We start from the raw sequence: 26,765 nt of genomic DNA, 5'->3' as shown, positions 1-26,765 counted from the left end.
TTGTTTTTTTTTAGGAAAGTGTCTGTATAAAAGCGCCTGTGTACAGGTACATCAAGAACCTTCATGTGTGTTTCATAGCTTTTGATGTTTAAGGGACACGTAGGTTTTATTTCAGCGGATACTCTTTTCTAAGTCCCAATAAGTAGATTAGTGATCCTAATATAGGGACGAAAGCGATTAAAAATATAATTAAAATCCGCTCCATAGATTTATTCGTGAAATCCCTTTTGAAGAGATCTATTAGTGTATAGATGATCAGCGCAAAAGGAATAATCCACACTATTCCTAGCACGAGTAATAATACAATTTCTTGGCTTCCGAGATTTATAAATACATTCATAATTTTTATTATAGTTGTTCTAAAATAATAAATATAATCCACATTATCAACGTCACTACAGATTGTGATAATAATGTGGAAAACGACTTAATTATATTCATTAAATTTGTTTTCGATAAAAGAAAGAATGCATGTATATAATATTTGATACGGAAACAACAGGGCTGCCAAAACGCTGGGACGCACCGATTACAGATACGGATAATTGGCCTCGCTGTATTCAAATAGCGTGGCAACTGCATGATGAAATGGGTAATCTGATCGAGCATCAGGATTATTTAATTAAGCCCGATGGGTTCAATATTCCCTACGATTCCGAAAAAATTCACGGTATTTCTACAGAATTAGCGATAGAACAAGGTGTGCCGTTGGTAGAGGTATTGGATAAATTCAATATAGCTTTAGCTAAAGCCAAGTTTGTAGTCGGTCAGAATATCGGTTTCGACCTCAATATTATGGGGTCAGAATATTATCGTTATGGGGTAAAAACAACATTGAATGATAAACCAATATTGGATACCTGTACGGAAGTTACCGCAGAGTTGCTCCAACTTCCGGGAGGTCGTGGCGGAAGATATAAGTTACCTAACTTAACCGAACTCCATTCGTATTTATTTGGAGTGCCTTTTGCCGAAGCACACAATGCGACCGCCGATGTGGAAGCGACTACACGCTGTTTTTTTGAGCTTGTACGTCGGGAAGTATTCACATCTGAAGAACTTCAGGTAGATACGGGATATTTTATTGAATTCCGAAGAGAAAATCCAGACGTAATCCCGACTGTTGGGTTACAGCATATCAATCTCAAAGCGGCTTCCGACGCAATAAGAAGTAAAAAGAAAGAAGATGTAACTCATGTTGTAGATCGTGAAGCAGCGGAAGCTTTAAAAGACGCTGTATTTGCGCATTTACATAATCATTCTCAATTCTCGGTGTTACAATCAACAATCTCAATCGGCGGATTGGTGTCCGCTGCATCAAAGTATAATATGCCTGCTGTAGCGCTTACAGATCACGGAAATATGATGGGAGCTTTTCATTTTGTAAGTAAAGTGATTGGTCATAACAAAGAGGTCGAAGCTAGGAATCAAGAGCAGATCGAAGCGGGGAAGCAACCATCCGAGCAGATTATAAAGCCGATAGTAGGATGCGAGTTTTATGTCTGTGAAAATCGAAAGGATAAATCTCGTAAAGATAATGGATACCAGATTGTTATGCTGGCGAAGAATAAGAATGGTTATCATAACTTAGCCAAAATGGCTTCGGTAGCCTATACCGAAGGGTTTTATTATGTGCCGCGTATCGACAAAGAGACGGTAGAACGATATAAAGAGGATATCATCGTCTTGTCTGGAAATTTACAGGGGGAAGTTCCTAATAAAATTCTTAATATAGGTGAAAATCAGGCAGAAGAGGCTTTGATCTGGTGGAAAAACTTGTTTGGTGAAGATTTCTATATGGAAGTCATGCGGCATGGGCAAGAAGATGAAGATCGGGTAAACCAATCTTTAATCCAACTTGCAAGAAAACATGAGGTAAAGCTCGTTGCAACAAACAATACATACTATTTAAACAAAGCCGATGCGCACGCTCATGATATTTTACTGTGTGTGAAGGATGGCGAAAAGCTGACTACTCCTGTAGGACGAGGTCGTGGATTTCGTTTTGGAATGCCTAATCAAGAGTACTATTTCAAATCTCCGGATGAAATGAAAAAGGCTTTTGCAGATTTGCCTGAGGCGATTTTTAACCTACAGGATATATTGGCAAAGATTGAAATCTATGCGCTGAATCGCGATGTTTTGCTTCCTAAATTTGAAATCCCCGAAGAATTTCAGCATGCCGAGGATAATGAAGATGGCGGTAAGCGCGGAGAGAACGCTTTTTTAAAACATTTAACCTATGTCGGTGCCGAAAAACGATACCCAAAGATAACCGAAGAAATTCGGGAAAGATTAGACTTTGAGCTCGCGACAATCGAACGTACAGGGTATCCCGGATATTTCTTGATTGTGCAGGATTTTATAGCTGCTGCTAGAAGTATGGGTGTCTCAGTTGGGCCTGGTCGTGGATCTGCAGCAGGTTCCGCGGTAGCCTATTGCTTAGGTATTACCAATCTGGATCCTATTCAATATGATTTACTTTTTGAACGGTTCTTAAACCCCGATCGTGTATCCATGCCCGATATAGATATCGATTTTGATGATGAAGGCCGTGGAAAAGTAATGCAGTACGTGATTGATAAATACGGTGCATCTCAGGTTGCGCAGATCATTACCTACGGTACCATGGCGGCTAAATCTTCCATTAAAGATACGGCACGTGTATTGGACTTGCCTTTACAAGATTCCAACGAAATTGCCAAGCTTATTCCGAATCTCAAACTGAGTAAAATTTTCTCCATGGAAGAAAAAGCACTTAAGGAAGTACTACGCTCGGAAGAATTAGAGGCGGTCAACAAATTGAAGTCAATTGCAGAAGGTGCAGGTTTGGAAGCCGAGACCATCAAACAAGCTAGGGTGTTGGAAGGCTCAATGCGTAATACGGGGATCCATGCCTGCGGAGTGATTATTACACCGAGCGACATCACCAATTTCGTGCCCGTATCGCTTGCCAAAGATTCAGATTTATATGTCACTCAGTTTGATAACTCGGTTGTAGAAAGTGCAGGTTTGTTGAAAATGGACTTTTTGGGGCTGAAGACATTGACTCTTATTAAAGATACGGTTACGAATGTGAAACTGAGACATGGTGTAGAATTGAATCCGGATGAATTCCCGATTGATGATTTATTGACCTATGAGTTATTTCAAAGAGGAGAGACGATAGGTGTATTCCAATACGAATCCCCGGGTATGCAAAAATACATGAAGGAATTAAAACCTACGGTATTTGCCGATTTAATAGCGATGAACGCGCTGTATCGCCCGGGGCCTATTGAATATATTCCATCTTTCATTAAACGTAAACATGGGATAGAGCCAATCATCTACGATTTAGACGCATGTGAAGAGTACTTGAAAGAAACTTATGGGATCACGGTATATCAAGAACAGGTAATGCTTTTGTCTCAAAAATTAGCAGGCTTTTCAAAGGGTGATGCCGATGTGTTGCGGAAAGCGATGGGAAAGAAGCAAAAAGCGGTGTTGGATAAGATGAAACCCAAATTCGTTGAGCAAGCAGCGGAGAAAGGGCATAGTCCAAAAGTATTGGAAAAGATCTGGACAGACTGGGAAGCCTTTGCTTCGTATGCGTTCAATAAATCTCACTCTACCTGCTATGCGTGGGTCGCTTATCAAACTGCGTATCTGAAAGCCCATTATCCGGCAGAATATATGGCTGCGGTACTTTCAAATAATATGAATGATATCAAGCAGGTTACATTTTTTATGGAAGAATGTAAAAGGATGGGATTACAGGTGCTGGGCCCCGATGTAAATGAATCTCACTACAAATTTACGGTAAATGAGCAAGGTGCGATACGATTTGGAATAGGGGCCGTAAAAGGTGTTGGAGCAGGGGCGGTAGATACTATCGTACAGACTAGGGCGACAAGTCCGTACAAATCGATCTTTGATTTTGCTAAACGGATTGATCTTCGTGCAGCGAATAAAAAAGCCTTCGAAAGCCTAGCCTATGGAGGTGGATTTGACGGATTTACCGATACCCACCGTGCACAATATTTCTTTAGGGACGGAGATGGTTCGACGGGTATAGAAAAAGCAGTGAAATTTGGTCAGCGTTTCAAAGAAAATGAGCAGTCGGCGCAGGCCAGTTTGTTTGGTGGAGGAGCGGCGGCCGACTTGCCGGAACCTATTTTGACACCTTGTCCACAATGGGGCTTGATCGAAAAATTGAAATACGAAAAGGATGTTATCGGAATTTATTTGACTAGCCATCCATTGGACAATTATAAGTTTGAAATTAAACATTTCTGTCAGAATAATGTGACTGATTTGCAGCTTATTAATAAGGTGAAAGCCTCTGAGGTTGAACAAGAGGTATTATTGGATTTCAACCGGATCAAGAATAAAGAAGTTATCATTGGGGGTATTATTGCCAGTGCAGCCCACAAAGTAGCTAAATCTGGCAAACCATTTGGTTCTTTTATTCTTGAAGATTATTACGATTCCTATGAAATTGCCGTCTTTGGAGAAGACTACGTCAAATTTAAAGGTTACCTGCAGGAAGGTTATTTTGTGCAGATAAGGGGTTTGGTTCAGGAACGCTTTAAACAGGTTGGGAATTGGGGATTCGAGTTAAAGGGTATTCAGTTATTATCTGATCTCCGTGACAAGTTGGCGAAGAGTTTCACCATTCAGATCGCATTGCATAAATTGAATAATGAGATGGTAAACGAAATCAACAATCTGGTGCAGTCTACTATCGACGAAGCCAACCCCGCTAACTGCCAGTTGAAGTTTAAAGTAATGGATGTTCAGGACGAATTTGTAGTAGAGATGCCAGCCAAGACAACAAAAATACATATTACTAACGAACTACTAGACGGCTTGGAGGAGATGGAGGGGGTCAATTATAGATTAAATTGATAAGGTTTAGATATTTTACATCGCGATTAGAATTCATTTGTCTGGATTTATTTATATTTGTACATAAGTTTGATCAATTTTAAAAAGAGAGTATATTATGGCATTAGAAATTACAGATAGCAACTTTGAAGAAGTTGTATTAAAATCAGATAAACCCGTACTAATTGACTTTTGGGCTGAATGGTGTGGACCATGTCGTATGGTAGGGCCATTGGTTGACGAAATTGCAAATGAGTATGAAGGCAAAGCAGTGGTAGGAAAAGTTAATGTGGATAATAATCCGGATATTTCTGTGCGCTTTGGGATCAGAAACATTCCTGCATTATTGTTTTTCAAAAATGGTGAGATTGTAGATAAGCAAATCGGAGCGGTGCCTAAATCTGTATTGGTAGAAAAGCTAGACAAGCAATTGTCGTAGTTAGCCTATTTAAAAGCATAAAAAAGAGCGAATATTCGCTCTTTTTTATGCTTTATACCCTTTTTCTTAGTGCCATTCTTCCCTGCCTAATATTTTTTTGTCAGTGTATTCTATTTTATCTTCTACTGGTTCTGTTGAACCCGCTTCACGAACAAGATTAGGTTGACCGGCATCGATCCACGCTGAATACAACAATGATCCGACATAATAGATAGAAGACCTGAATCTTCTCTCTACCATGCCATTTAGGGCGCGGTGGTAGGAGGTCGCATAGGTGTCCGAATAGTTTAATGTCAGTTGATTATTGCGTGTAATGTAACTTTTTTGATCGGCTTTCTTTATGGTGTTTGAAAGTTCCTTTTCGATATGTAAGACAGAATCGACTAAGGCATTACTTTCCTTTATAATCTGCCACCCCAATTGTAATGGGTCATTGATATAGGTCGCGGCACCCACAAAATAATCATACTCATGGGCGAACATCTCGGGCAATCTTGTTTCCCAGAATGCGTGGATTCCTATTTGATCTGAAAATTGACCATTGTAGTTGCTAGTCGTATGCAAAGGAACATGTGCATCTGCCACGTAATGGCCAAGATCAGCACTGAACTGAATGATGCGGTTATAATCCCGTTCTTTAAGCACATTCACTAGATTTAGGTAAGTTCTCCAAATTTGCCACGGTACCATCCCATTAGCGAGTAATTTTCGTTCTGTAAATTTTGCTACTGCTTTGCTCCAGTGTATGGGAATAGAATCCGTGCCTTCGTCGTATTTATCAAGATCGATATAGTGCCGGGGACCTTCTAAGGTATCGATGTAGCAGCGCTTATCGGCATCTACTGCTTTTTCAGTTATAGTTTTAAGATGCTTTTTATAGAATCGGGCTAATGAGGTGGGTAATGTATAGACTGCGTTCTCATTTATTTGTTTGTGCGCATAGAATCCCCAAGAGGTAAGGAGTAGAAAAAGGGTTAAACAAAGAAGTGTAGTCGCAATGAATTTCATGTGTATATGATTACTTTATAATTAGTTGATTGTAAACTTAAAGTTAACTAAATTTTATTAAATCAGGTTTAACAGAATCATTTTAAAAAAATGCGTACTTTCGGATGAATATATTAAACCACATGAAGATACTTTATGCAATTCAAGGTACTGGAAATGGACATCTATGTCGGGCAATGGATGTTATACCTTGTCTTCAAAAATTTGGTGAGGTAGACGTACTTATCAGTGGTATTCAAGCGGACATCTGTCTTCCTTTTGAGATCAGATATCGCCTTCATGGAATGAGTTTTATTTTTGGTAAATCCGGAGGCGTAGATATTTGGAAAACATTTATGAGTTCTACTTTGCGTAAATTCATTCAGGAAATAAATTCTATTCCGGTAGAAAAGTATGACTTGGTGATTAATGATTTTGAACCCATTACTGCCTGGGCCTGTCATACACGGGATATACCCTGCATCGGATTGAGCCATCAGATCGGAGCCATGCATAAAAGTAGTCCGAAACCGGAAGATAGTGATATGATGGGGAAGTTTATTATGAAAAACTATGCTCCTTGTACACACTCGTATGGTTTTCATTTTAAAAGCTACCACGACGATATTTTTACTCCCGTTATCCGTAAACCTATTCGCGAGTTGAAACCGACAAATGAAGGACATTATACGGTGTACTTGCCTTCTTATGATGATGCACATATCCTGAAACATCTTTCGAAGTTCCAAAATATTAAGTGGGAAGTATTTTCAAAGCATAATATGAAGGCTATTCATTATAAAAATATATCCATCAATCCTATTAATAGTGAGGCCTTTGTGAAAAGTATGGCTTCTTCGGAAGGGGTATTGTGTGGGGCAGGTTTTGAAACTCCGGCAGAAGCTTTGTATCTTAGAAAAAAATTACTTGTCATTCCCATGAAGAATCAATACGAACAGCATCTGAATTCTGCCGCATTGGAGGAAATGGGCGTACCAGTGATAAAGAGCTTAAAAAAGAAATACGAATACGATATAGCGCTTTGGCTTAATAGCAAAGCTACTGTTCAGGTGGATTATCAAGACAATACGCTACAGATCGTTGAACAAATTATCAATAAACATCAATAGAATTAATATGAACAAATTTTTGAACCTGATTTTTATAAGTTCCCTGGCTGTTTCTGCGGCTCATGCCCAAAGTCTTGTGACACCTAAAGATTCATTGTCGTATGCACTTGGAAGGGACATTGGTTCTTCACTGAAAAAAGCAGGTTTTGATATAGATATCCAGATACTTAGTCAGGCTATTTCTTCTTCTTTAGTAGAGCAAGAAGGTTTGTTTAGTAAAGAGCAAAATTTACAAATTATTCAAGGAACCATCAAAAAGTTAGCGGACGAGCGTAATGCGGTGTTGAGGAAATCAGGTGAAGAGTTTTTAGCCAAAAATAAAACCAATCCCAATATAAAGGTAACACCTGAAGGTGTACAATATGAAATTTTGGTGCAGGGAGAGGGCGCACAACCTACTGTTGAAGATGAAGTCGTTGTACACTATATAGGTTCATTGATTGATGGCAATCAGTTTGATAGTACACACGACCGTGGCCAACCTCTTAGTTTGGATCTTGGCCGTGTAATAGAAGGATGGAAGATTGGTATACCGATGATGAAAGTTGGTTCAAAATACAAGTTTTACATTCCACAGCATCTAGGATATGGCGAGCGTGGAACGGGGCAAATACCTGCTTTTAGCACCTTGATATTTGAGGTCGAACTTTTAGAAATCAAAGTGAAGAATGTGGTGTAAATAATAAGTTTCGGAGATGTTGTTATAGACGTTTAGCTATTAAAGTATTTGTTCATAATATATGTTAGATCTTCCGGTGTATCTATGGCATCGTTAGTATGTGCAGATACTGCCGTCTGAATTTTATATCCATTATCCAGCCAACGCAACTGTTCTAAAGCTTCCATTTGTTCGAGGTGAGATACAGGCAGGGCACTAATTTCTTTTAGAACTTCTGTTCGGTAGCCATAGATACCTATATGATTATAAAATGGCCTCTTAGTTAACCAATCTTCGATTTTTACACCTCTTAAAAAAGGGATAGCTTGTCTGGAAAAATAAATAGCCTCTCCATTTTTGTTCAATACCACTTTTGGTTTATTTTCATTTAATAATTCTTCATTCGATGATACTTTATGTACGAGAGTAGCGATTTGGGTTGTCGGATTTTCAAAACAAGAAGCCAATAGATTTATTTGCTGAGGGTCAATAAAAGGCTCATCACCCTGGATGTTGATGGCAATATCAAACCCCTCAAGTGACGCTATTACCTCGGCACAGCGGTCAGTTCCGGATTGATGATCCTTTCTGGTCATCACGACATTACCAGCAGTGCTTTTGATGTGGTCATAGATACGCTGGTCGTCTGTAGCTACTATTACTTCACTAAGTGCAGAAGCATGTTTTGCCTGATTGTACACCCGCCGGATCATGGATGTACCTCCGATATCTGCCAAAGGCTTACCCGGGAAGCGGGAAGAATCGTATCGAGCGGGAATTATGCCTATTATTTTCATCTGTATAAAGTTATTTATTCAATAATTGCCTTTTAGGGGTATTATTTATTGAAAAAATACGTATTAAAAAAGTCCGAACAGTTCTGTTTCGATTTTTCGGATGATAGTTCCCAGATCTTCCGGATTATTAGCAAAATCTAGATTGTCTTTATCCAATACCAGCAATTTACCATCGTCATAACTGTCTATCCATTTGTCATATTTGTCGTTTAATTTGGATAAATAATCGAGGCGAATGCCGGATTCGTAGTCTCTTCCTCTAAGTTGTATATTATTTACCAACGTAGGTACAGAAGCTTTCAGATAAATTAAGAGATCCGGCGGTTTGATATAGTGTATGATACTTTGAAAAATATTGCTGTAATTTTCAAAGTCACGGGCACTCATCAATCCCATATCGTATAGGTTTTCTGCAAAGATGTAAGCATCTTCATATATAGTACGATCCTGAATCATTTTAATCCCCTTACTTTGTAATTCGACTATATGCCTAAATCGACTATTTAGAAAGAAGATTTGGAGATTGAACGCCCATCGTTTCATATCGCTGTAGAAGTCTTCCAAATAGGGATTATTGTCTACGGCTTCAAACTGAGGCTCGTAATTCAGATGATGTGCCAACAATTTGGTCAATGTAGTCTTTCCAGCACCTATATTTCCTACTATCGCTATATGCATATCTAAATTTAATATAGTTTTTTTAGTCCAATAATCTCTCTTACTTCTTTAATCGTTTTATGTGCACTAGCCTGTGCTTTCTCAGCTCCTGATCTAAGTACTTTCTTAATATATTCATTATCATTAGATATATCTTCTATGCGAGACCTCACCGGCTCTGTAGCTAAAACCATATCTTCCGCTAATTGTTTTTTGAAATCACCATAACGTATCTCACAGTTGTTGTAGAGATTATCAAAGTGTTGGAGCGTATCTGGAGTAGACACTACTTTCATAAGATCAAATAGATTCTGAATGGAGTCCGGTTTTACCTGATTCATTTCCGTAGGCCCGGAATCAGATTGTGCACGCATGATTTTTTTACGTATCACATCCGGTGTGTCCGATAAATAAATACAGTCGCCTTCACCATTAGATTTACCCATTTTACCCTGTCCGCTTAATCCCGGCACCTTCACCAATTTATCGGAATAGGTAAACGCAAATGCTTCTTTGAAATAATCCACCTCATACATGCGATTAAAACGATTTCCAAATGTCCGGGTCATTTCGAGGTGCTGCTCTTGATCCTTTCCTACAGGTACTTTGACACCGTGATGTATCAAGATATCACAGGCCATTAATACCGGATAAGTCAGTAATCCGGCATTTACATTATTCGGATTTGAACGGATTTTATCCTTAAAGGAGGTTGCGCGCTCCAATTCACCTAGATAAGCATTCATATTCATATAGAGGTACAGTTCCGCAACTTCCGGTACATCTGATTGAACGTATATAGTGGATTTTTCGGGGTCGATTCCTGCGGCTAAATACTCCACCACCACTTGCCGAACGGTAGATTGCAAGTCATGTGGAGTAGGGTGGGTCGTTAAAGAATGCAAATCCGCTATAAAAAAGAAGCAATTGTATTCATTTTGCATCTTAACAAAATTCCCCAACGCTCCGTAATAATTTCCTAAATGTAATTTTCCGGTACTTCTGATACCGCTGACAACAGTTTCCATATACCTGCGAATTTACATATTAATTCGTTAATTTATTAATCTTACTTTATTTAGGTGTACCGGCAAAGTGTAGTGTAATGGGGAAGAAATTTATATACACTGCGTGATTTAGCGTTATGTATTAATTTTGCCGATGCATAAGAATAGTCGGTTGTTTTTGTGGATGAACTGTGTGCTTTTTACGATTTCAGCATTTTCGCTTCGTTCCAATATACATCCATTTCAGCTAGCGTCATATCCTTAAGTTGCTGCCCATTTTCACTTGCTCTTTTTTCAAGATGGGCGAACCGGAATATAAATTTTTTGTTTGTTTGAGCTAAAGCATTCTCGGGATTGATACCGATATGCCTGGCGTAATTGATCAATGAAAAAAGCAGATCACCAAATTCCTGCTCGGCTTTAGCGTAATCTATTTCGGCTTCGTTTTCGAGGTTAAATTCGGCTTTAAATTCAGCAAGCTCTTCTTCTACTTTTTCCCATACCTGTGTTTTATCTTCCCAATCAAATCCTACGCCCCGCACCTTGTCTTGTATACGGTACGCTTTTACTAGGGCAGGTAATCCGTTCGGAACACCGGATAATACGGATTTGTTACCTTCTTTTAGCTTGATTATTTCCCAATTTTGCTTTACTTCTTCGGCACTGGCTACCTGGATGTCGCCGTAGATATGAGGGTGTCTTGTGATTAATTTATCACAAACGGCGTTTAGCACATCCACAATGTCAAATTGCTTTTGTTCCTCTGCAATACGTGCATAAAAGACCAAGTGCATCATGACATCGCCAAGTTCTTTTTTGATTTCTTCTGTATCTTTATCCAATATAGCATCCGTCAATTCGTACATTTCCTCTATTGTAAGAAGCCGTAGGCTCTCCATCGTTTGCTTTTTATCCCAAGGACATTCTTCGCGTAGTGTATGCAGAACCTGTAACAATCGATCAAAAGCTTCTGACGAGGTATGTTTTGTTTCGGGTGGAGTATGTGGCATGATATACGTATTATTGAAGTACAAAGGTACAGCAATTTTTAAAAATATAAATCATAGAAACCTAATGCACCATTATTTGTTATAAATGTATAACAAGAATTAAATTTTATGGAGACTGTTTTCAATTATGACACACCTGTCATAGCATTAGCAAAATTAAATAAGGAGGGTTATACAATCGATTACAACCAAGAATTTGATGAATTATTTTCAGAATCTGATGATTTCACGATTGATTATCTGTATCGGTATGAAGGGATAACTGATCCCGGCGATGAGTCATCTGTGTATGGGATACGGAATACAATTTCAGGTCATAAGGGCGTATTTGTGGCCGGAAACTTATCGGTGATCGAAGGCCGTAAACGTGATATTATTATCAATTTAGAAATTCGTTCTAAACAAACTCAAAATTAATTTGCAAAGAACCAATTATATAAAGGGGTATATCCCCCCTTATATAATCCTTTATCCTTATACGTTAAATCTAAAATGCATGATATCGCCATCTTCAACGATATATGTCTTTCCTTCTACAGCGAGTTTTCCAGCTTCTTTCACGGCTGCTTCTGAACCCAAATTTACAAAATCGTTGTATTTAATTACTTCGGCACGGATAAAACCTTTTTCAAAATCGGTATGGATTACACCAGCTGCCTGAGGTGCTGTAAATCCTTTTTCTATCGTCCAGGCACGTACTTCTTGTACCCCGGCAGTAAAGTAGGTGGCTAAATCCAACAGCGAATAGGCTGCACGAATTAACTTGTGTACTCCTGATTCGGTCAAGCCTAGGTCATCCAAGAATAGCTGACGTTCTTCATAGCTCTCCAGCTGTGCAATTTCAGATTCGATCTGAGCAGAAATAATCAATACCTCTGCGTTTTCTTCTTTTACAGCTTCTTTCACGCGCGCTACATAATCATTTCCCGTGTTTACAGAGGCTTCATCCACATTGCATACATACAGTACCGGTTTGATAGTTAGTAAGGTCAGATCCTCGATATACACAAAATCTTCTTCTGATATAGCAGCCGTGCGGGCCGATTTACCAGCTTCTAGGTGTTCCTTTACAATAGAAAGAATTTCAAACGTTTTTTTTGCATCCTTATCCCCACCTGTTTTTGCCATTTTCTCCACTTTTTGGATACGTTTTACCACAGTATCCAAATCCTTCAGTTGAAGTTCCGTATCGATTATTTCTTTATCGCGGATAGGATCTACTGATCCGTCAACATGGATGACATTGCCATCGTCAAAACAACGTAGTACGTGTATGATCGCATTCGTCGTCCGGATGTTACCTAGAAATTGATTACCTAACCCTTCTCCTTTGGAAGCTCCTTTTACCAAGCCTGCTATATCCACGATCTCGATCGTATTGGGTACAATACGCTGTGGGTTTACCAATTCGGCTAATTTATTTAAGCGGGCATCAGGAACAGTGATGACACCGACATTAGGTTCTATAGTACAAAAAGGAAAGTTAGCCGCCTGCGCTTTTGCATTAGACAAACAGTTGAATAATGTTGATTTACCTACATTTGGTAGACCAACGATACCACATTGTAAAGCCATTAGTTTTTGCTGATAATTTTAAAATTCTACAAAGATAGGAAAATGATGCTAATTAAATAGGAATAAGTGTATTTGATATTTCTTCAATTAAAACTATCTTTATCAAAAAAAATAAAATTATGAAGAAATTTTTCCTTTTATTATTGACCTTTGCTTCTTTTACAGCATTTGGCCAGACTGGCTATAAACCTGGCTTTCAGAGTAAAGTAACATTTGGTTCAGCGTTTACAGTTTTGAATGAGGAGATAGAGATGATGCAACTAAAGTTTGACTACGTTGGTCAGGTTACACTAAGTCCGTATGTGTCCATAGGAGCCGGTACAGGTATTCGGCATTACCTGGATTTTGATTATTCTAGCTCCAAAGATAATTGGTTCGACATCGACTTTAATCAAGAATTAATGATCCCGTTATATGGGCATCTTAATGTTCGGTTCTTAGATAAGAAAGCATCACCTTTTATTAGTACATCTTTGGGGTATGCGTTTGGGGTGAATTTGAATTCTGACGTTAAAGATTTTTACAAAATTAATTTCAAATCAGATGACCCCAAATTCAAATCGGGCTTTATCGCTGATGTATCCACTGGCGTAAGTATTCGTGTTAAAAATAGATTGGGGCTCGTTGCAGGTCCGTACCTTGAATATCAACACACTGAAAGACAAATTTTTGAGTTAGGTGCTGGAGATGTGGCGGTTGAGCGTAGGGAAGAATTGCATCTGTTTAATTGGGGGCTTAAAGTCGGATTTACCTTCTAATTGTCGCATTTTCTTTACATATTTTAATATTTAACCTGTTAATCCCTTTGTGATACGATGTAGTCATAATAACAAACTTAGTTAAAAATGTACGCTCTCTTAGGGGCATTTAATTTAAAGGAGGTTATTATGAAAAAAGTGGTTTACTTTGTACTCGTATTTTTAGGAATTGGTTTTGTTCAGGTCGGTAAAGCTCAGGTGAATGTCAGCATCAATATAGGCAGCCAACCACTTTGGGGTCCTGTAGGGCACGCTTATGCCCGTTATTATTACATACCCGAAATGGATGTGTATTATGATGTGGTACATAGAAGGTATACATATTATCAGGGTAATAGATGGGTTACCAAGTCGAAGCTTCCTGCTAGGTACAAAAAAATTAATTTATACCGCACGTATAAAGTTGTAATAAACGATCGCAGTCCATGGCAACATCACCGAACACACCGTATTACGTATTCGAGATACGCCAATAATTACTCGCAGGCAATACTTCGAGATTCGCATAGGGATCGCGAATATAGGAGAGATGATCATAAGAGAGACAATCGCCGGTATGATGCTAAAAGAAAGTATGATAAGCAGGAAAACAAAGTCAAGCATAATAATGGACTAGACAAGAGAAGATAAGCCGGGTATGGTGTTAATTTCTCCACACGTCTTGATGACCGAGTTTGTGCGTTTACGAAGTAATGGAAAGAATAAAATAAGGATAAAAATAATCATTTTCGTTGCTTAAAATAAAGCATGTTGAAGAAATAAAACCCATGTGGATATTGCAAGGTGTCGGATCGAATGATAAATACAAATAAACAATGGCAAAAAATAAAACTACAGAAACCGATAAAGATGTTGAAGAGTTTATTCACTCTTTTGCGGATACTGAACAAAAACGGAAAGATAGTTTTGAACTTATAAAGCTGATGAAGGATTTGTCTGGCTATGAACCCAAAATGTGGGGTCCCTCTATTATTGGATTCGGGAACTATCATTACAAATATCAAAGTGGGCACGAAGGCGATGCTCCTCTTATTGGCTTTTCTCCAAGAAAAGCAGCAATTTCTCTATATGTTTCTTTGGGGGGGGAGGAACATGCACACCTGCTTAAAGATCTCGGAAAGTTTAAAATGGGGAAAGCCTGTATTTATGTTAAAAAATTATCTGACATTGATCAAGCCGTTTTGAAAATGATGATAAAAGAAACCATTTATTTTCTACAATCAAAATATGGAAAGCATTAAGACTGAAATCCACTATTCCTGTTCATCTCGCCTTAGGCAAGATGAACAGGAATAGTGGATGCTAATCCAAAAAATAAATTCCATTCGTTAAATGATGCTTCGAGGATAGGAATATCAATTCCCTTCCTTACCGATGGTAGAAATCTGTTATGCGATTTCGCTATATTTCCCCCTAAGATAATGGCATCAGGTTTTAGTGGCAGAACATAAATTTCTATAAACTCCAGCAAAGCTTCCGACAGAAAGTAGAAGGCCGCATCGCTTTGTTGTTTTAAATCTTCAGTTTCTATTAAAGCTTTGACATTTGGAATTCCATCCACACCCTCATGTCGAAGGAAGGACAAAATACCCCGAGTCGACATATAATCTTCAGAGATTCCCTCACGAAAGGGGGCCGATCCGTAATTTAGCCCCTTTACCTCGATTCCGTTGTAAAAGGCTGATCCCAGACCAGTTCCTATACTTAGCCCGACAATTTGTTTCTTTTGCAAACCGTAATGATGTATTTCTCCTAAGAGAAAAGCCTCAGCATCATTCACAAACTGTATATTGTTAGGCAAAACATCATATTTCTTTGCAAAATAAGATTTGATGTCCATGTTGAGCAATGCCTGATATTTATGCATACCATCCATTAAGCAGATTCCGTTTTTATAATCAAAAGGGCCGGGCATGGAAAAGAGTATAGCATCTATTTTATGCAAGCTTGAATCCCAAACTTGATTGATCGTTTGTTCCCATTGGTTTAGTATAGCATTTCGGTCAGCGGAGCTATCTACTTCTCCCTTTGCGTCAGCTACAGGTGAAATTTTTTCATCCGTTTTTTGTACAGCTGCAGCAGCTATATGTGTACCTCCGATATCAATACAAAGTATTAACTTATCTTTCATGAACGTTAAAAATTGAAGTGGCAGACAACTAAATTAATTAAAAATAGTGAATTATACATGATTTATAGAATGGTGAATTTTATACAATTGGAAAAATTGGTTTTTATGATATTATCTTTTCTTATTCTTCCGTGTCATTTTGGCTTTTACCCCAGCACCGAGGTTGTAATTTTTGCTATTGCTTTCTTTCTTTTTATGAAAAGCTCCACCTAGCGACTCGTCCACTTCAATCTTTTCTTTTGGAGTATTGGGTGGGCGATAGACAATGAGATCATCCGGTAGAGGCATCACAGGGATTTTCTTTCCCAAAGACTGTTCTATTTTTTTGAGTGCCGGAAGTTCAAGATCTGTCGCAAATGTAATCGCTATAACTTCATCATTTGAAGTTTTTTCGACATGTTGCACAAACACTTCTCTATTTTCCGGTACTTCAAAATGAAATATAAAAGGAATCCCACTTAAATCAATATCATTTGTGCCTTCGTTTGCAATAATGAGTATTCGACATTCGGGGATCTGCTTAAAATCGTTGATATCATCAATACCTGCATCCTCATGAAGTAAAGGGTTTAAGACTGCAACTTCTCCATCTTTAGCATGTAGACTTTGACTAAGTTTTTGTGCAGTAAGTCGGCTATTCACAAATACCGCCACTTTATCAAATACATCATCGTCTCTCATCAACACATTTAACAAATTGATTTTCGTAGTAAAATTAGGGACCTGATATAACATGAGTTCATGTGTTTCAGATATTTTATCACCAAGGTCTTCTGTCTCAATCAGTGTAGCAAAAGGCATAAAGTCATCGATCATCAAATGCAATTTTTCATGGTCGACAGTACTAAATGCTAAATACTGGACTTTTCCACAGCTTTGTGCTAGTTCTCTTACAGGAGTTTGCATTCCTTGCTTCACTATTTCTTCTGCATCATCAATGATGAAGGTCTGAATACGATTTAAATTAAGCCCTAATTTTAGGTATATAGCCCGAGCACGGTTTGGAGTTGCTACTACAATGTCTACCCCACGGACCAGATTTTCGATCTCTTCTTCTATGCTCCCACTCGCTTTGAGTCCTATAATATGGAGGTTCTTATTCTTGCTGATGGTCAGAAAACGATCAACTATTTCAGTAATTCTTTCTTCATTAGGCGCTAAAATTAAGACTTTGGGAGCCTCATCTTGCGTATATTTTAAGCGCATCAATACCCCGATAACGTATGTCGTTGTTTTTCCAGCTCCTTCAGGTGCAATGCCAATAATGCTATGGCCACCGATTATTCGAGAGAGTGATTTTAACTGGATTTCTTTTGCTGTAATATAGCCTAGGTCATTCATGGATGTATGAAGACGTTTACTAAGCTTTAATTTATCTAAGGACACTGGCGAATATTTAAATGAATACGAATCTACAAAGTTAGCTAAACTTCCTGAAAAAACTTGACAGGTTCAATTTTTACTTCTGTTTTCTAATTCATGCAGTCTTGAATGGTACAGTTAGTCAATTTATCTATAATATTCATTCGGTTTTTGTTGTAAGACTTAAGTAATCGATATGGTTGAAGGTAGAGGTCAGTTGTTATTACATGTGTTGGATATTACAATATTAATATATACCTTGGGCTTACTTTTAGCAATCAAATATAAAAACAATAAATCCAAAAATATGATTACTCATGCCTAAGTCTATATCAGAAAATGAGATAAAGAAAGTATTTGACGCATATTATTTTGGACTTATCGAGTTCTCTTGGCGAATCGTTCGTTGTGAGGAGACAGGACGAGATATTGTGCAAGACGTATTTGTCAAGTTATTGGAGAGTAATTATCATCTTCCTGCTGAAGAGCATCGGGTCAAATCCTATTTATATACCATGGTCAAGAATTCTTCGTTGAATTATCTGAGAAGGGAAGAGGTGGCCGAACGTTATCAAGAGCGCACAGTTGCGGAGGAGGTGCAGTGGGAGGAGAATATCTTAGATGCATTGATCTATGGTGAATCGATACGCGAATTGCATGCTGCTATAGAAACTTTGCCAGCCGCATGTCAGCAGATATGTAAACTTACTTTTCTGGAAGAGAAGTCTAACCAAGAGGCTGCAGAATTGACAGAAACCTCTATTAATACGGTCAAAACCCATAAAAGACGTGCTGTAGAACTTTTGAGAAAGCATCTTGTCCCAAAGATGCGGACCGTGAAATCCTTTTTTTTATTTTTTTAATTTTTCTTTCATCCTTTTTACCGCTCAACGTGTCTTTATGATATAACCAGTAGCTGAGTACCATAAACATGGATGAACATTACATAAGAATAGCATATTTAGTAGACCGTTATATCAACGGGGAAATTACGCCCGAAGAAAAGGAGGAACTAGTTATGTGGAAAAAGAAGTTTCCACAGCTGGGTTCGTGGATGGAACAAAGTGTTGATAGAAGGCGGGAGATACAAGATCGTCACGATTACTACATGAGCAAAGGGATTTTGGAGGATTGGAACACTGCTCGCTTGAAGGCCACTAGACCACGACGCTCACTCGTCAAATGGATGGTGGCAGCTTCTCTTATCACGGTGCTCACTTTGGGGGTTTGGGTGACACAAAGACAGCAAACACCACAGGATCTGGCCTTGACACTAGATATCGTACCGGGCTCAAATCAGGCTGTACTCACTTTGGCAGATGGCCGTAAGATTAGTTTATCAGAAGTAGCCCAGGGGAAGCTTGCTGAGGAGTCAGGAATGGAGATCAGAAAGACAGCAGATGGAGAATTGATCTATAGTATTGGCGACACAGACAATTCGACTTTAATTACTTCTTATAACACGATAACAACTCCCAATGCCGGTCAATATCAGGTCGTACTGGCCGATGGTACTAAGGTGTGGCTGAATGCAGGATCTTCTTTGACTTATCCGTCACGTTTTATAGGTTCTGAACGCAAGGTACAGCTCACGGGAGAGGCATATTTTGAGGTTGCCAATAGAACGCAGAGCAATATAAAGTCGACTTTCGTAGTTGAGAATCAAGGACATCGTGTTCAGGTATTAGGTACACATTTTAACATTAGTGCATATTCGAATCAACCTGAGATACTGACGACTTTATTGGAAGGCAGTGTACAAGTGGAGACAGTAAGCAAAGGTGGAGAAGTGCTGGATCGCAAGATTTTGAAACCCAATCAACAAAGCCGTATGACCCGTGATAGCAATCAACTTGCCATTTTGGCTATGGATCCGGCATCCATAATAGCATGGAAAGATGGATTATTTGTTTTCGACAATACCCCCTTGGTAGAAATTTTGAGAGAGATAGAGCGCTGGTATGATGTAAAAGTGGACTACACCAATATTCCACAAGAGTATTTTAATGGAGAAGTTCCTAGAAATGTCAAGCTTGGTGAAGTCCTTAAAGTGATTGAATTGACGAGTAATCTCAAATTCAAAATGAATGAGACAGAAAGGAAGTTGATGGTGCTGAACTAAAACCTAAAAAAGATCAATTATGAGCATTTTGAGTTATCTCCTTGATAAGGGGAATGGTCTCTTTTTTTTCAAATTTTACGAATCTAATATGAACAAAAGTATGAAAACCTTAGCTTTAAATTTTTTACCTATCTGTTTAGCTGTTCTATTCAGCCTCGTTGCCTGTAGTAAGGGAGATACTCCTAACTCGGATCCAGCGGAAGACGGGGAGGAACAGGTATTGCCCCCACGTAATCCGATATATGATCATGTTGATAGTAGTTTTGTTGTTCAAGGTAAAACATCTGCCGAATCGGAAAAAGTGCGTTTAAACCAGTCTTTTGCCCCATCCGATTTTATACCTATCGGATGGTATGCTACTCCAAATTCTAAGTTTAAAGTTAATGTTAAAAGACTAAAAGGGAACACAACTCCGGTTTTAATCATTGGAACTTATAATCGGGAAAGAATAACACAGCCACCATATACATATCAGCCTCAGGTCATCTCGCTGGTGGTCGGGGACAATACCATTAATACAGGAAAAGGAGGACTTCTTTTTATTCGTTATGAAGGTGACGGGAGTGAGAGTATTGTTTCTGTTGTCAACGGCCTGAAACCTGCACCATTTTTTCAAGGAGGTAAGACGACAAATGACATTTGGCGTAAAATGCTTGTTGAATTTGATCAGGTTCCTGATGTCGTAATGTATAAAGATAAAATAATGATTGTGATGAACAGAGATAGGGCATACGATAAGGTAAAAGAGAACCAGAACGGCATGCTTGATGTCATGAACAGGATCTGGAATTACGAAGAAGAAATCAGTGGGCTGGATGATTCCTCACCAAAACACATTAAAAATGTGCATAATCATTTAATGACAGAGTATGATGGCGATGACTATTATATGGCGGCTACGAATTACGGTACCATCTATAGGAAAACCGACGCGGCTCAATTAATTGCTAGTGCAACAGAGATAAGTGGCTGGGGGACTTGGCATGAGTTAGGACACCATCACCAGCAAAATGCCTATTTATGGAATGGAATGATGGAGGTAACAGTGAATATTTATAGCTTATACACAGAGAAAAAGCTAGGATTGACTCCGAGGTATAAGAAAGACAATGCATGGGATAATATCGATACATATATGAATAAAAATCTAGCGGACCGAGATTTTGATAAAGATAATGTGGATAAGCTCGCCATGTTTCATCAACTGACATTGGCCTATGGAGACAATTTTTATAAGACATTGCATAAGCAAACCAGAGAGGAACTACCTAATAATCATACCGATTTATTGAAGAAAAGATATTTCATGCTAAAGGCTTGTACCATTTCGGGACATGATTTAACTGACTTCTTTAAGGAGTGGGGGATGGTTGGAGTAGAAAGCGTATATCCGGAGATGGCTGCCCTTGGTTTGCCTAAGCCAACCATTAATCCGGCAACATTAAGAGAATAAAAATCAAAAACTAAGAGGAGGATGCATATGATCAGAAATTAACCAAAGAGTAACTTAAAGAAGGACGAAGATGCGACAACATCTCCGGCCTAAATTTTAAGCTTACAGATAAAAAAAACCGTTACGTAATTAATACTATCAGTAAACAACTTAAAACAAATGTATGAATTTATATTTTCATGCCAAAGAGTCTGTGGCTTTATCTGGTAAGCCACAACGATCTTTCGGCGAACTATTTAGAGTCCTAATAATTATGAAACTTATCACCATTCTGATTTTGGTTTTCAGCTTCCAGGTTACTGCAAATGTGAAAGCCCAACAAATCTCAATGTCGGTTAAAAATGTCTCGCTTGAAAAGGTAATTAAGGAATTTCGTAGACAAAGCGATTATGCATTTTTGTATAACAGTTCTTTTTTGAAAAAGGCACACCTCATAACCGCTGATTTCAAAAATGAAAGCGTTGACGAAGCATTGACTATTCTATTCAGGCATCAGCCTTTTATCTATTCTATAGTGGATAAGACCATTACGATTGTGCCGAAGAAGGATGAAGCCAAGATAAAAGCGGCCGAGCTGCAGCAGCAAGAAAAAATCAATGGAAGAGTACTCGATAATAATGGAGTTTCATTGGCTGGAGTCACTGTCAAGTTGGATAATAGCTTCACGGGAAATGTGTCGGTGACGAATAATAATGGCTTATTCTCGATTGCTGTCCAAAAAGGAGATGTCTTATTGTTTTCTTTTCTCGGTTTTAAGACACAAAAGGTAATTGTTAAAGACTTTTCTGAAATTATCGTCAAGCTTGAAAAGGATCAGCTTACTACAGAAGAAGTAGTAGTCACTGGTATTTTTAATAAGAGAATGAGCACTTTCACGGGATCTGCTTCTACAATAACAGGTGATCAATTAAGAAGTGCCGGGACTCGGAATATCCTACAATCGATCCACAATATAGACCCTACAATGAATATCATCGAAAGTAATGTGTTTGGATCCAATCCGAACAAATTACCCGAAATTCAAATCCGCGGGACAAATAGTGTCCCCAACGTCAACGAGTTGAAAGATATGACGAATGTAGCACTCAATACACCTCTAGTCATCATTGACGGTTTCGAGGCTTCTTTACAGCGACTGATGGATATGAACGAAAATGAGATTGACATGGTGACGATCTTGAGGGATGCGTCTGCTACGGCAATATATGGTTCTAGAGGAGCGAATGGCGTTATTGTGATCACCTTGAAAGCACCGATGCCCGGTAAGTTGAGGATTTCTTATAGGAGTGATGTTAGCGTGGAGGCCGCGGATTTAACCGCTTATAATTTACTGCATGCTAAAGATAAGTTGTTGTTGGAAGATCGTGTGGGGTTGTATCGAAGACCGAATAATCCAGAGGCTGACTGGCATTTGCAACGGTACTATAGCTACCTGATGAATGAGGTGAATAGCGGTGTGGATACCTATTGGCTTTCTAAGCCGCTGCAGGTAGGGGTAGGACATAAGCAGAATCTAAGGTTAGAAGGAGGGGATGAGGTTTTTCGTTATTCGGGATCTGTTCAGTATAATGAAATTAAAGGAGCGATGAAAGGCTCTTCCAGAGATACCTGGAATGGTTCATTAGGCTTTTCTTATTTTATGAATAAGGTTAAATTTTCGAATAATTTCATGCTTACATCAAATAATCAGCAAGAGTCCCAGTATGGCGAGTTTAGAACATACGCATCGATGAACCCGTATTGGAGAACGCATGACCTGAATGGAAACGTATTGAAATATTTAGGTAATTCCGGAGAATATGACTATATCTACCGATGGGGGCAGTTGCCTGTAAACCCTTTGTACAATACCACATTGAATGCTTTCGATAAAGGTAATGGTTTGGCTATCAATAATAACTTTATGATGGACTATAGCATCATGAACAACCTGAATATGAGAGCACGCCTGGGCGTTACGAAAAATATCTCCGAAACAGATGTCTTCAAACCTGCCGATCATACTGATTTTGCGGGGTATGCAGAGGAGGATATGTACCGTAAAGGTTCCTATGCTTATGGATTAACGAAAACGTTTGGAATGGAGGGAAGCATCAATCTGTCCTATAACAAATCTATCGGTAAGAACGTGATTTCTGCAGGTCTGGATTATAACATCAGGACGAGTAAGTATAGCGGTTTGGGCGTTAAGGCCGAAGGTTTCTTGAATGAAAGGCTAGATGATATCTCCAATGCTATGCAATATCAGCAGAATGGCCGTCCTTCTGGGGGAGAATCAGAAACTAGAGCGATAGGGATGACCTCTACCGTCAATTATTCGTACGATAACCGATTCTTCATGGACCTTTCCGGGAGAATTGACGGTTCTTCGCAATTTGGATCGAAGAGACGTTTTGCACCATTCTGGTCCACTGGTATTGGATGGAATATCCATAACGAGAGCATAATGAAGGAGCTGGATTGGTTGGATCAGTTGAAAGTGAGAGGATCTGTCGGTACGACAGGATCTCAAAATTTCAGAGCCTATCAAGCAATACCGACCTACAAGTACTTCTTAAATGATAGGTATTACAACTCGAATGCCAGCTATTTGATGGCCTTGGGCAACGAAAACTTACAATGGCAACAGAAAAGAGATATTAATCTCGGACTTGACGCTAAGTTTTTAGGCTTTGTAAGTGTGAATCTAGATTTGTATCGTGCAAAGACTGAACGTCTGATTTCATCGGCTACATCACCGGCAGCAAATGGGTTTACATACTACATTGAAAATATTGGATCACTTCAAAATACAGGTTTTGAGTTAAAAATGTCCTTTCAGGTGGTCAACAACCCAAATTTATATTGGTCCATTAGTACTGCATCTATTCATAATAAGAATAAGATGCTTGAACTTTCACCTGCTTTGCTAAATGCACAGAAAGCCCTTGAGTCTACAGATCAGGTTAACCCTAATAAACAGTACATCCCGGGTTATTCGAGCAATACGATTTGGGCAGTAAAGTCAGCAGGTATCAATCCAGCTGATGGAAGAGAGGTGTTTATTAATAGGTTTGGAGAGCGAACATTGGTTTGGAATGGAAATGATGTAGTTTCGACCGGGGTGAATGAACCCCAAATAGAAGGTAATGTGTCTACTTTGCTGCGTTATAAGAAATTGACACTTAATGCATCTTTTGGTTATCGGATTGGTGCGGATGTATACAACAGTACACTAGCGAGTAAAGTCGAGGTCGGAAGAGAAGCTATACGTTGGAATGTAGACTCAAGAGTCTACTATGAGCGATGGAAAAATGTAGGCGATCAAGCCATGTTTAAAGGCCTTGATGACTTTACACCGACGAATAAAACGTCAAGGTTCGTACAAAAAGAAAACCTGTTTAAGTGTCAAAATATTACAGTTCAATATAATATCAAGCCTAAATTTTTGACGAATCTAGGCATGGATTACTGTGTGGTAGCTGCCAGTACTTCCGATGTGTTTTATATCTCTACTATCAAGCAGGAAAGAGGGATTTCTTATCCTTTTGCGAGACAGTTTAGTCTTAATTTTAATCTAGTATTCTAATCAAAATGAAGCAAATTAGTATGAAAAAATATCTTTTGTCACTGCTTGTTGCCTCCTCATGCCTAAGCTTAGGTTCGTGTGATAAGTGGTTGACAGTAACACCAGACACAGAGATGTCTGCAGACGAAACCTTTAAAACAGAGTTAGGTATCAAGGACGCATTAGCTGGGGTGTACGTTCTTATGAAAGATGGGGGGCTGTATGGGGCAAACCTAAGCTACAGTTATATCGATAACATGGCTAGCTTATGGGATGTGACGGCATCTTCTATTGAGGAGGGATTTCATCTTCATCAGTATTCACGCGTGACCGGTCAAGTCGATCAAATATACGGTAAGCTGTACAATGCGATTGCCAATGTGAATAATATTCTGAAATATATTGAATTAAATAAGGACGTAATAAAAACCCCTGGATTGTACGATGCAATTCGAGGAGAATGTTTTGCTTTGCGTGCTTACTTACATTTTGACTTGATGCGCCTTTTCGGACCAATACCTTCTTTGCCTGAAGGTGCCGGGGCAAAGCTTTCTTATATGAAATCGGTCACTTCTTCGATTCAGATGCCTGTTAGTTTTGAGGAATACAGAGTAGCGATAAACCAAGATATTACCGAAGCTGAAAAGTACCTAAGTAACGATCCTATTAGGCAGTATTCCATAGAAGCCCTTAGAACGCCTACCGAATTTGCACAAATAAAAGAGTTAGATGATTTCTTTGCAAACCGGACAGTTAAAATGAATTATTATGCGGTACATGCCCTTAAAGCTAGGGTTGCGGTGTGGTATGGTGACAAGGAGTTAGCCTATGAGGCAGCTACGGAAGTGATCAATGCGAAAAATGAAAATGGAACAGCTAAGTTTGATATTAGCGGTATCCGTAAAGCATTGCTCGACAAATCAGATAATTTATTGGTATGTGAACAGATCTTTGGTCTGTTTGACTATAACCTGTCGGATAAGTTTACACAGTATTTCTCGAATGCAAATCTATATAAGGGAGCAAATAGTACGAATATAAAAACAACCTTGTTTGGAAATACAGGGAAGGATATTCGCGAACTGAATCAATGGGAGCTGAAGACATTAGGTGATGCAAGTACACGATATACAACGAATAAATATAAAGCATCGGGAATGAACCGGCAGATACCTATGATACGGTTAAGCGAACTGTATTTGATTGCAATCGAATGTGGTCCGACCAGTCAGGCGCAACTTCTGTATAACAAGTTTTTGGAAGTTAGATCATTAGATGCAAGACCCGTGTTCAAAAACGAAGTTGATTTAAGAAAAGAAATACTTTTGCAGTTCAGAAAAGAGTTTTATGCGGAAGGACAGCTATTTTATCTTTATAAAAGGTATAACTCACCTCGGGTTGACATCCTGTTTGCAAATCCTTCCTTGCTGCCCAATTATATTTTGCCTTTACCAATAACAGAAATCAAGAAATAATCTTAACGTTATGAAAGTATTATATTCCTTTTTCGCGGTTTTACTGCTCTTCAGCAGTTGCCGTAAAGATAGTTACTTGCACTTTGAAGATGATGCAAGGTTACAGTTTGGACCTACGCCGGACAAGATGTATAACACGTCGGCTAATCTGCATGATACAGTTAAAGCTTTTACCTTTTTGACCAGACCGGCTGATGTCGAACGGGATACCCTGTATTTTGATCTCTATCTGCTGGGCAATGTCGCTAGTACAGACAGGGCCTATCAATTAAAACAGGCACAAGTAAATGAGGTAGAAAACGCTATTCCAGGGATACACTTTGTACCTTTTGACGATCCGTCGATCAAGCATTTATATGTATTACCGGCCAATAAAGCTCATGTAAAGGTTCCCGTTGTCCTTCTTAAAGATGCTACGCTGTCAGAGAGCGATTATCAACTTAGGTTTAAGATTGCTGAAAATGAGAATTTTAAAATTGGAGATACGAGGTTGAACTGGCGGAAAGTAATAATAGCCGATGTATTGATTGTACCGAGCTCATGGGTCGTAGGGTATTATGGTACCTATAGCCGGGTTAAACATCGTTTTATGATGCAACAGACAGGTATGGAATGGGATGAGCTTTATTTCAACGTGATTAAGACGGATGTCACGATGAATTTATACTGGCAGGGGAAATTGAGACAGCTGTTGCACGAGTTCAATACGAACCAAGAAAATATCGATAAGGGAGATGCCCCTTTGATGGACGAAAATAACAGGGTAGTTACATTTTAAGTTTTAGACG

General features: G+C 38.8%; 23 protein-coding genes. 14 read left to right on the top strand and 9 right to left on the bottom strand.

Annotated elements, in window-relative coordinates:
* Positions 1 to 106: 106 nt before the first annotated feature.
* Entirely contained in the window at positions 107 to 340 is a 234-nt protein-coding gene (locus tag E4F24_RS11600; RefSeq protein WP_140938948.1) for a PLDc N-terminal domain-containing protein, read from the bottom strand.
* Positions 341 to 471: 131 nt separating this feature from the next.
* Between E4F24_RS11600 and dnaE the strand changes: the two genes are divergently transcribed.
* Both dnaE and trxA read left to right on the top strand, forming a co-directional pair.
* Positions 472 to 4,890 (top strand): DNA polymerase III subunit alpha, encoded by a 4,419-nt coding sequence (gene dnaE, locus E4F24_RS11595; RefSeq protein WP_140938946.1) that lies wholly within the window; start codon positions 472 to 474, stop codon positions 4,888 to 4,890.
* A gap of 97 nt (positions 4,891 to 4,987) precedes the next feature.
* Positions 4,988 to 5,308 (top strand): thioredoxin, encoded by a 321-nt coding sequence (gene trxA, locus E4F24_RS11590; RefSeq protein WP_140938944.1) that lies wholly within the window; start codon positions 4,988 to 4,990, stop codon positions 5,306 to 5,308.
* A 66-nt stretch (positions 5,309 to 5,374) separates the two neighbouring features.
* On the opposite strand, the gene E4F24_RS11585 is transcribed toward trxA, so the two are convergent.
* Positions 5,375 to 6,316 (bottom strand): zinc dependent phospholipase C family protein, encoded by a 942-nt coding sequence (locus tag E4F24_RS11585; protein ID WP_140938942.1) that lies wholly within the window; start codon positions 6,314 to 6,316, stop codon positions 5,375 to 5,377.
* Between the two features lie 122 nt (positions 6,317 to 6,438).
* Here E4F24_RS11585 and E4F24_RS11580 point away from each other — a divergent pair, with 122 nt between their 5' ends.
* Both E4F24_RS11580 and E4F24_RS11575 read left to right on the top strand, forming a co-directional pair.
* Complete coding sequence (locus E4F24_RS11580; RefSeq protein ID WP_140938940.1) at positions 6,439 to 7,425, top strand: glycosyltransferase family protein; 987 nt, start codon at positions 6,439 to 6,441, stop codon at positions 7,423 to 7,425.
* A 7-nt stretch (positions 7,426 to 7,432) separates the two neighbouring features.
* The gene (locus tag E4F24_RS11575) at positions 7,433 to 8,104 is read left to right on the top strand and encodes a BamJ family beta-barrel-assembly machinery protein (protein ID WP_140938938.1); all 672 of its coding nucleotides are present in this window, start codon (positions 7,433 to 7,435) and stop codon (positions 8,102 to 8,104) included.
* A gap of 32 nt (positions 8,105 to 8,136) precedes the next feature.
* On the opposite strand, the gene kdsB is transcribed toward E4F24_RS11575, so the two are convergent.
* The 4 genes from kdsB to mazG all read right to left on the bottom strand — a co-directional run bounded on the left by kdsB (position 8,137) and on the right by mazG (position 11,554).
* On the bottom strand, positions 8,137 to 8,880 hold the full coding sequence (gene kdsB, locus E4F24_RS11570) for a 3-deoxy-manno-octulosonate cytidylyltransferase (protein WP_140938936.1): 744 nt from the start codon (positions 8,878 to 8,880) through the stop codon (positions 8,137 to 8,139).
* A gap of 63 nt (positions 8,881 to 8,943) precedes the next feature.
* Positions 8,944 to 9,558 carry a deoxynucleoside kinase gene (locus tag E4F24_RS11565; RefSeq protein ID WP_140938934.1) on the bottom strand — a complete coding sequence of 205 codons (615 nt, stop codon included), beginning with the start codon at positions 9,556 to 9,558 and terminating at the stop codon, positions 8,944 to 8,946.
* An 8-nt stretch (positions 9,559 to 9,566) separates the two neighbouring features.
* On the bottom strand, positions 9,567 to 10,565 hold the full coding sequence (gene trpS, locus E4F24_RS11560; protein ID WP_140938932.1) for a tryptophan--tRNA ligase: 999 nt from the start codon (positions 10,563 to 10,565) through the stop codon (positions 9,567 to 9,569).
* 179 nt (positions 10,566 to 10,744) lie between these two features.
* Positions 10,745 to 11,554, bottom strand: a complete 810-nt coding sequence (gene mazG / locus E4F24_RS11555) for a nucleoside triphosphate pyrophosphohydrolase (protein ID WP_140938930.1) — start codon at positions 11,552 to 11,554, stop codon at positions 10,745 to 10,747.
* A 108-nt stretch (positions 11,555 to 11,662) separates the two neighbouring features.
* Between mazG and E4F24_RS11550 the strand changes: the two genes are divergently transcribed.
* Positions 11,663 to 11,971, top strand: a complete 309-nt coding sequence (locus E4F24_RS11550) for a hypothetical protein (protein WP_140938928.1) — start codon at positions 11,663 to 11,665, stop codon at positions 11,969 to 11,971.
* A 57-nt stretch (positions 11,972 to 12,028) separates the two neighbouring features.
* Here E4F24_RS11550 and ychF read toward each other — a convergent pair whose 3' ends face one another.
* A complete protein-coding gene (ychF, locus tag E4F24_RS11545) occupies positions 12,029 to 13,129 on the bottom strand; it encodes a redox-regulated ATPase YchF (RefSeq protein WP_140938926.1) in 1,101 nt (366 codons plus the stop codon).
* A 119-nt stretch (positions 13,130 to 13,248) separates the two neighbouring features.
* Here ychF and E4F24_RS11540 point away from each other — a divergent pair, with 119 nt between their 5' ends.
* The 3 genes from E4F24_RS11540 to E4F24_RS11530 all read left to right on the top strand — a co-directional run bounded on the left by E4F24_RS11540 (position 13,249) and on the right by E4F24_RS11530 (position 15,128).
* Positions 13,249 to 13,887: a hypothetical protein gene (locus E4F24_RS11540; protein WP_140938924.1), complete on the top strand. Its 639-nt coding sequence runs from the start codon at positions 13,249 to 13,251 to the stop codon at positions 13,885 to 13,887.
* A 129-nt stretch (positions 13,888 to 14,016) separates the two neighbouring features.
* Positions 14,017 to 14,517: a hypothetical protein gene (locus E4F24_RS11535; RefSeq protein ID WP_140938922.1), complete on the top strand. Its 501-nt coding sequence runs from the start codon at positions 14,017 to 14,019 to the stop codon at positions 14,515 to 14,517.
* Positions 14,518 to 14,702: 185 nt separating this feature from the next.
* The gene (locus E4F24_RS11530; protein ID WP_140938920.1) at positions 14,703 to 15,128 is read left to right on the top strand and encodes a DUF1801 domain-containing protein; all 426 of its coding nucleotides are present in this window, start codon (positions 14,703 to 14,705) and stop codon (positions 15,126 to 15,128) included.
* 32 nt (positions 15,129 to 15,160) lie between these two features.
* Here the strand turns inward: E4F24_RS11530 and E4F24_RS11525 are convergent, their stop codons facing one another.
* A complete protein-coding gene (locus tag E4F24_RS11525) occupies positions 15,161 to 16,018 on the bottom strand; it encodes an ROK family protein (protein WP_140938918.1) in 858 nt (285 codons plus the stop codon).
* 111 nt (positions 16,019 to 16,129) lie between these two features.
* On the bottom strand, positions 16,130 to 17,404 hold the full coding sequence (locus E4F24_RS11520; RefSeq protein ID WP_140938916.1) for a DEAD/DEAH box helicase: 1,275 nt from the start codon (positions 17,402 to 17,404) through the stop codon (positions 16,130 to 16,132).
* Positions 17,405 to 17,697: 293 nt separating this feature from the next.
* On the opposite strand from E4F24_RS11520, the gene E4F24_RS11515 reads away from it, so the two are divergent.
* From E4F24_RS11515 to E4F24_RS11490, 6 genes are all read left to right on the top strand, one after another.
* Positions 17,698 to 18,243 carry an RNA polymerase sigma-70 factor gene (locus E4F24_RS11515; protein ID WP_140938913.1) on the top strand — a complete coding sequence of 182 codons (546 nt, stop codon included), beginning with the start codon at positions 17,698 to 17,700 and terminating at the stop codon, positions 18,241 to 18,243.
* A gap of 68 nt (positions 18,244 to 18,311) precedes the next feature.
* On the top strand, positions 18,312 to 19,502 hold the full coding sequence (locus E4F24_RS11510; protein ID WP_140938911.1) for a FecR family protein: 1,191 nt from the start codon (positions 18,312 to 18,314) through the stop codon (positions 19,500 to 19,502).
* A gap of 100 nt (positions 19,503 to 19,602) precedes the next feature.
* Positions 19,603 to 20,955 (top strand): M60 family metallopeptidase, encoded by a 1,353-nt coding sequence (locus tag E4F24_RS11505; protein ID WP_181182458.1) that lies wholly within the window; start codon positions 19,603 to 19,605, stop codon positions 20,953 to 20,955.
* A gap of 163 nt (positions 20,956 to 21,118) precedes the next feature.
* Positions 21,119 to 24,523 carry a SusC/RagA family TonB-linked outer membrane protein gene (locus E4F24_RS11500; RefSeq protein ID WP_140938906.1) on the top strand — a complete coding sequence of 1,135 codons (3,405 nt, stop codon included), beginning with the start codon at positions 21,119 to 21,121 and terminating at the stop codon, positions 24,521 to 24,523.
* Positions 24,524 to 24,543: 20 nt separating this feature from the next.
* Entirely contained in the window at positions 24,544 to 25,977 is a 1,434-nt protein-coding gene (locus E4F24_RS11495) for a RagB/SusD family nutrient uptake outer membrane protein (protein ID WP_181182457.1), read from the top strand.
* A gap of 10 nt (positions 25,978 to 25,987) precedes the next feature.
* Entirely contained in the window at positions 25,988 to 26,755 is a 768-nt protein-coding gene (locus E4F24_RS11490; RefSeq protein ID WP_140938901.1) for a DUF4843 domain-containing protein, read from the top strand.
* Positions 26,756 to 26,765 lie beyond the last annotated feature (10 nt).

Source organism: Sphingobacterium lumbrici (assembly GCF_006476045.1).
In the GTDB taxonomy this organism is placed as follows: Bacteria; Bacteroidota; Bacteroidia; order Sphingobacteriales; family Sphingobacteriaceae; genus Sphingobacterium; species Sphingobacterium lumbrici.
This window is presented reverse-complemented; position numbering and strand designations above follow the sequence as displayed.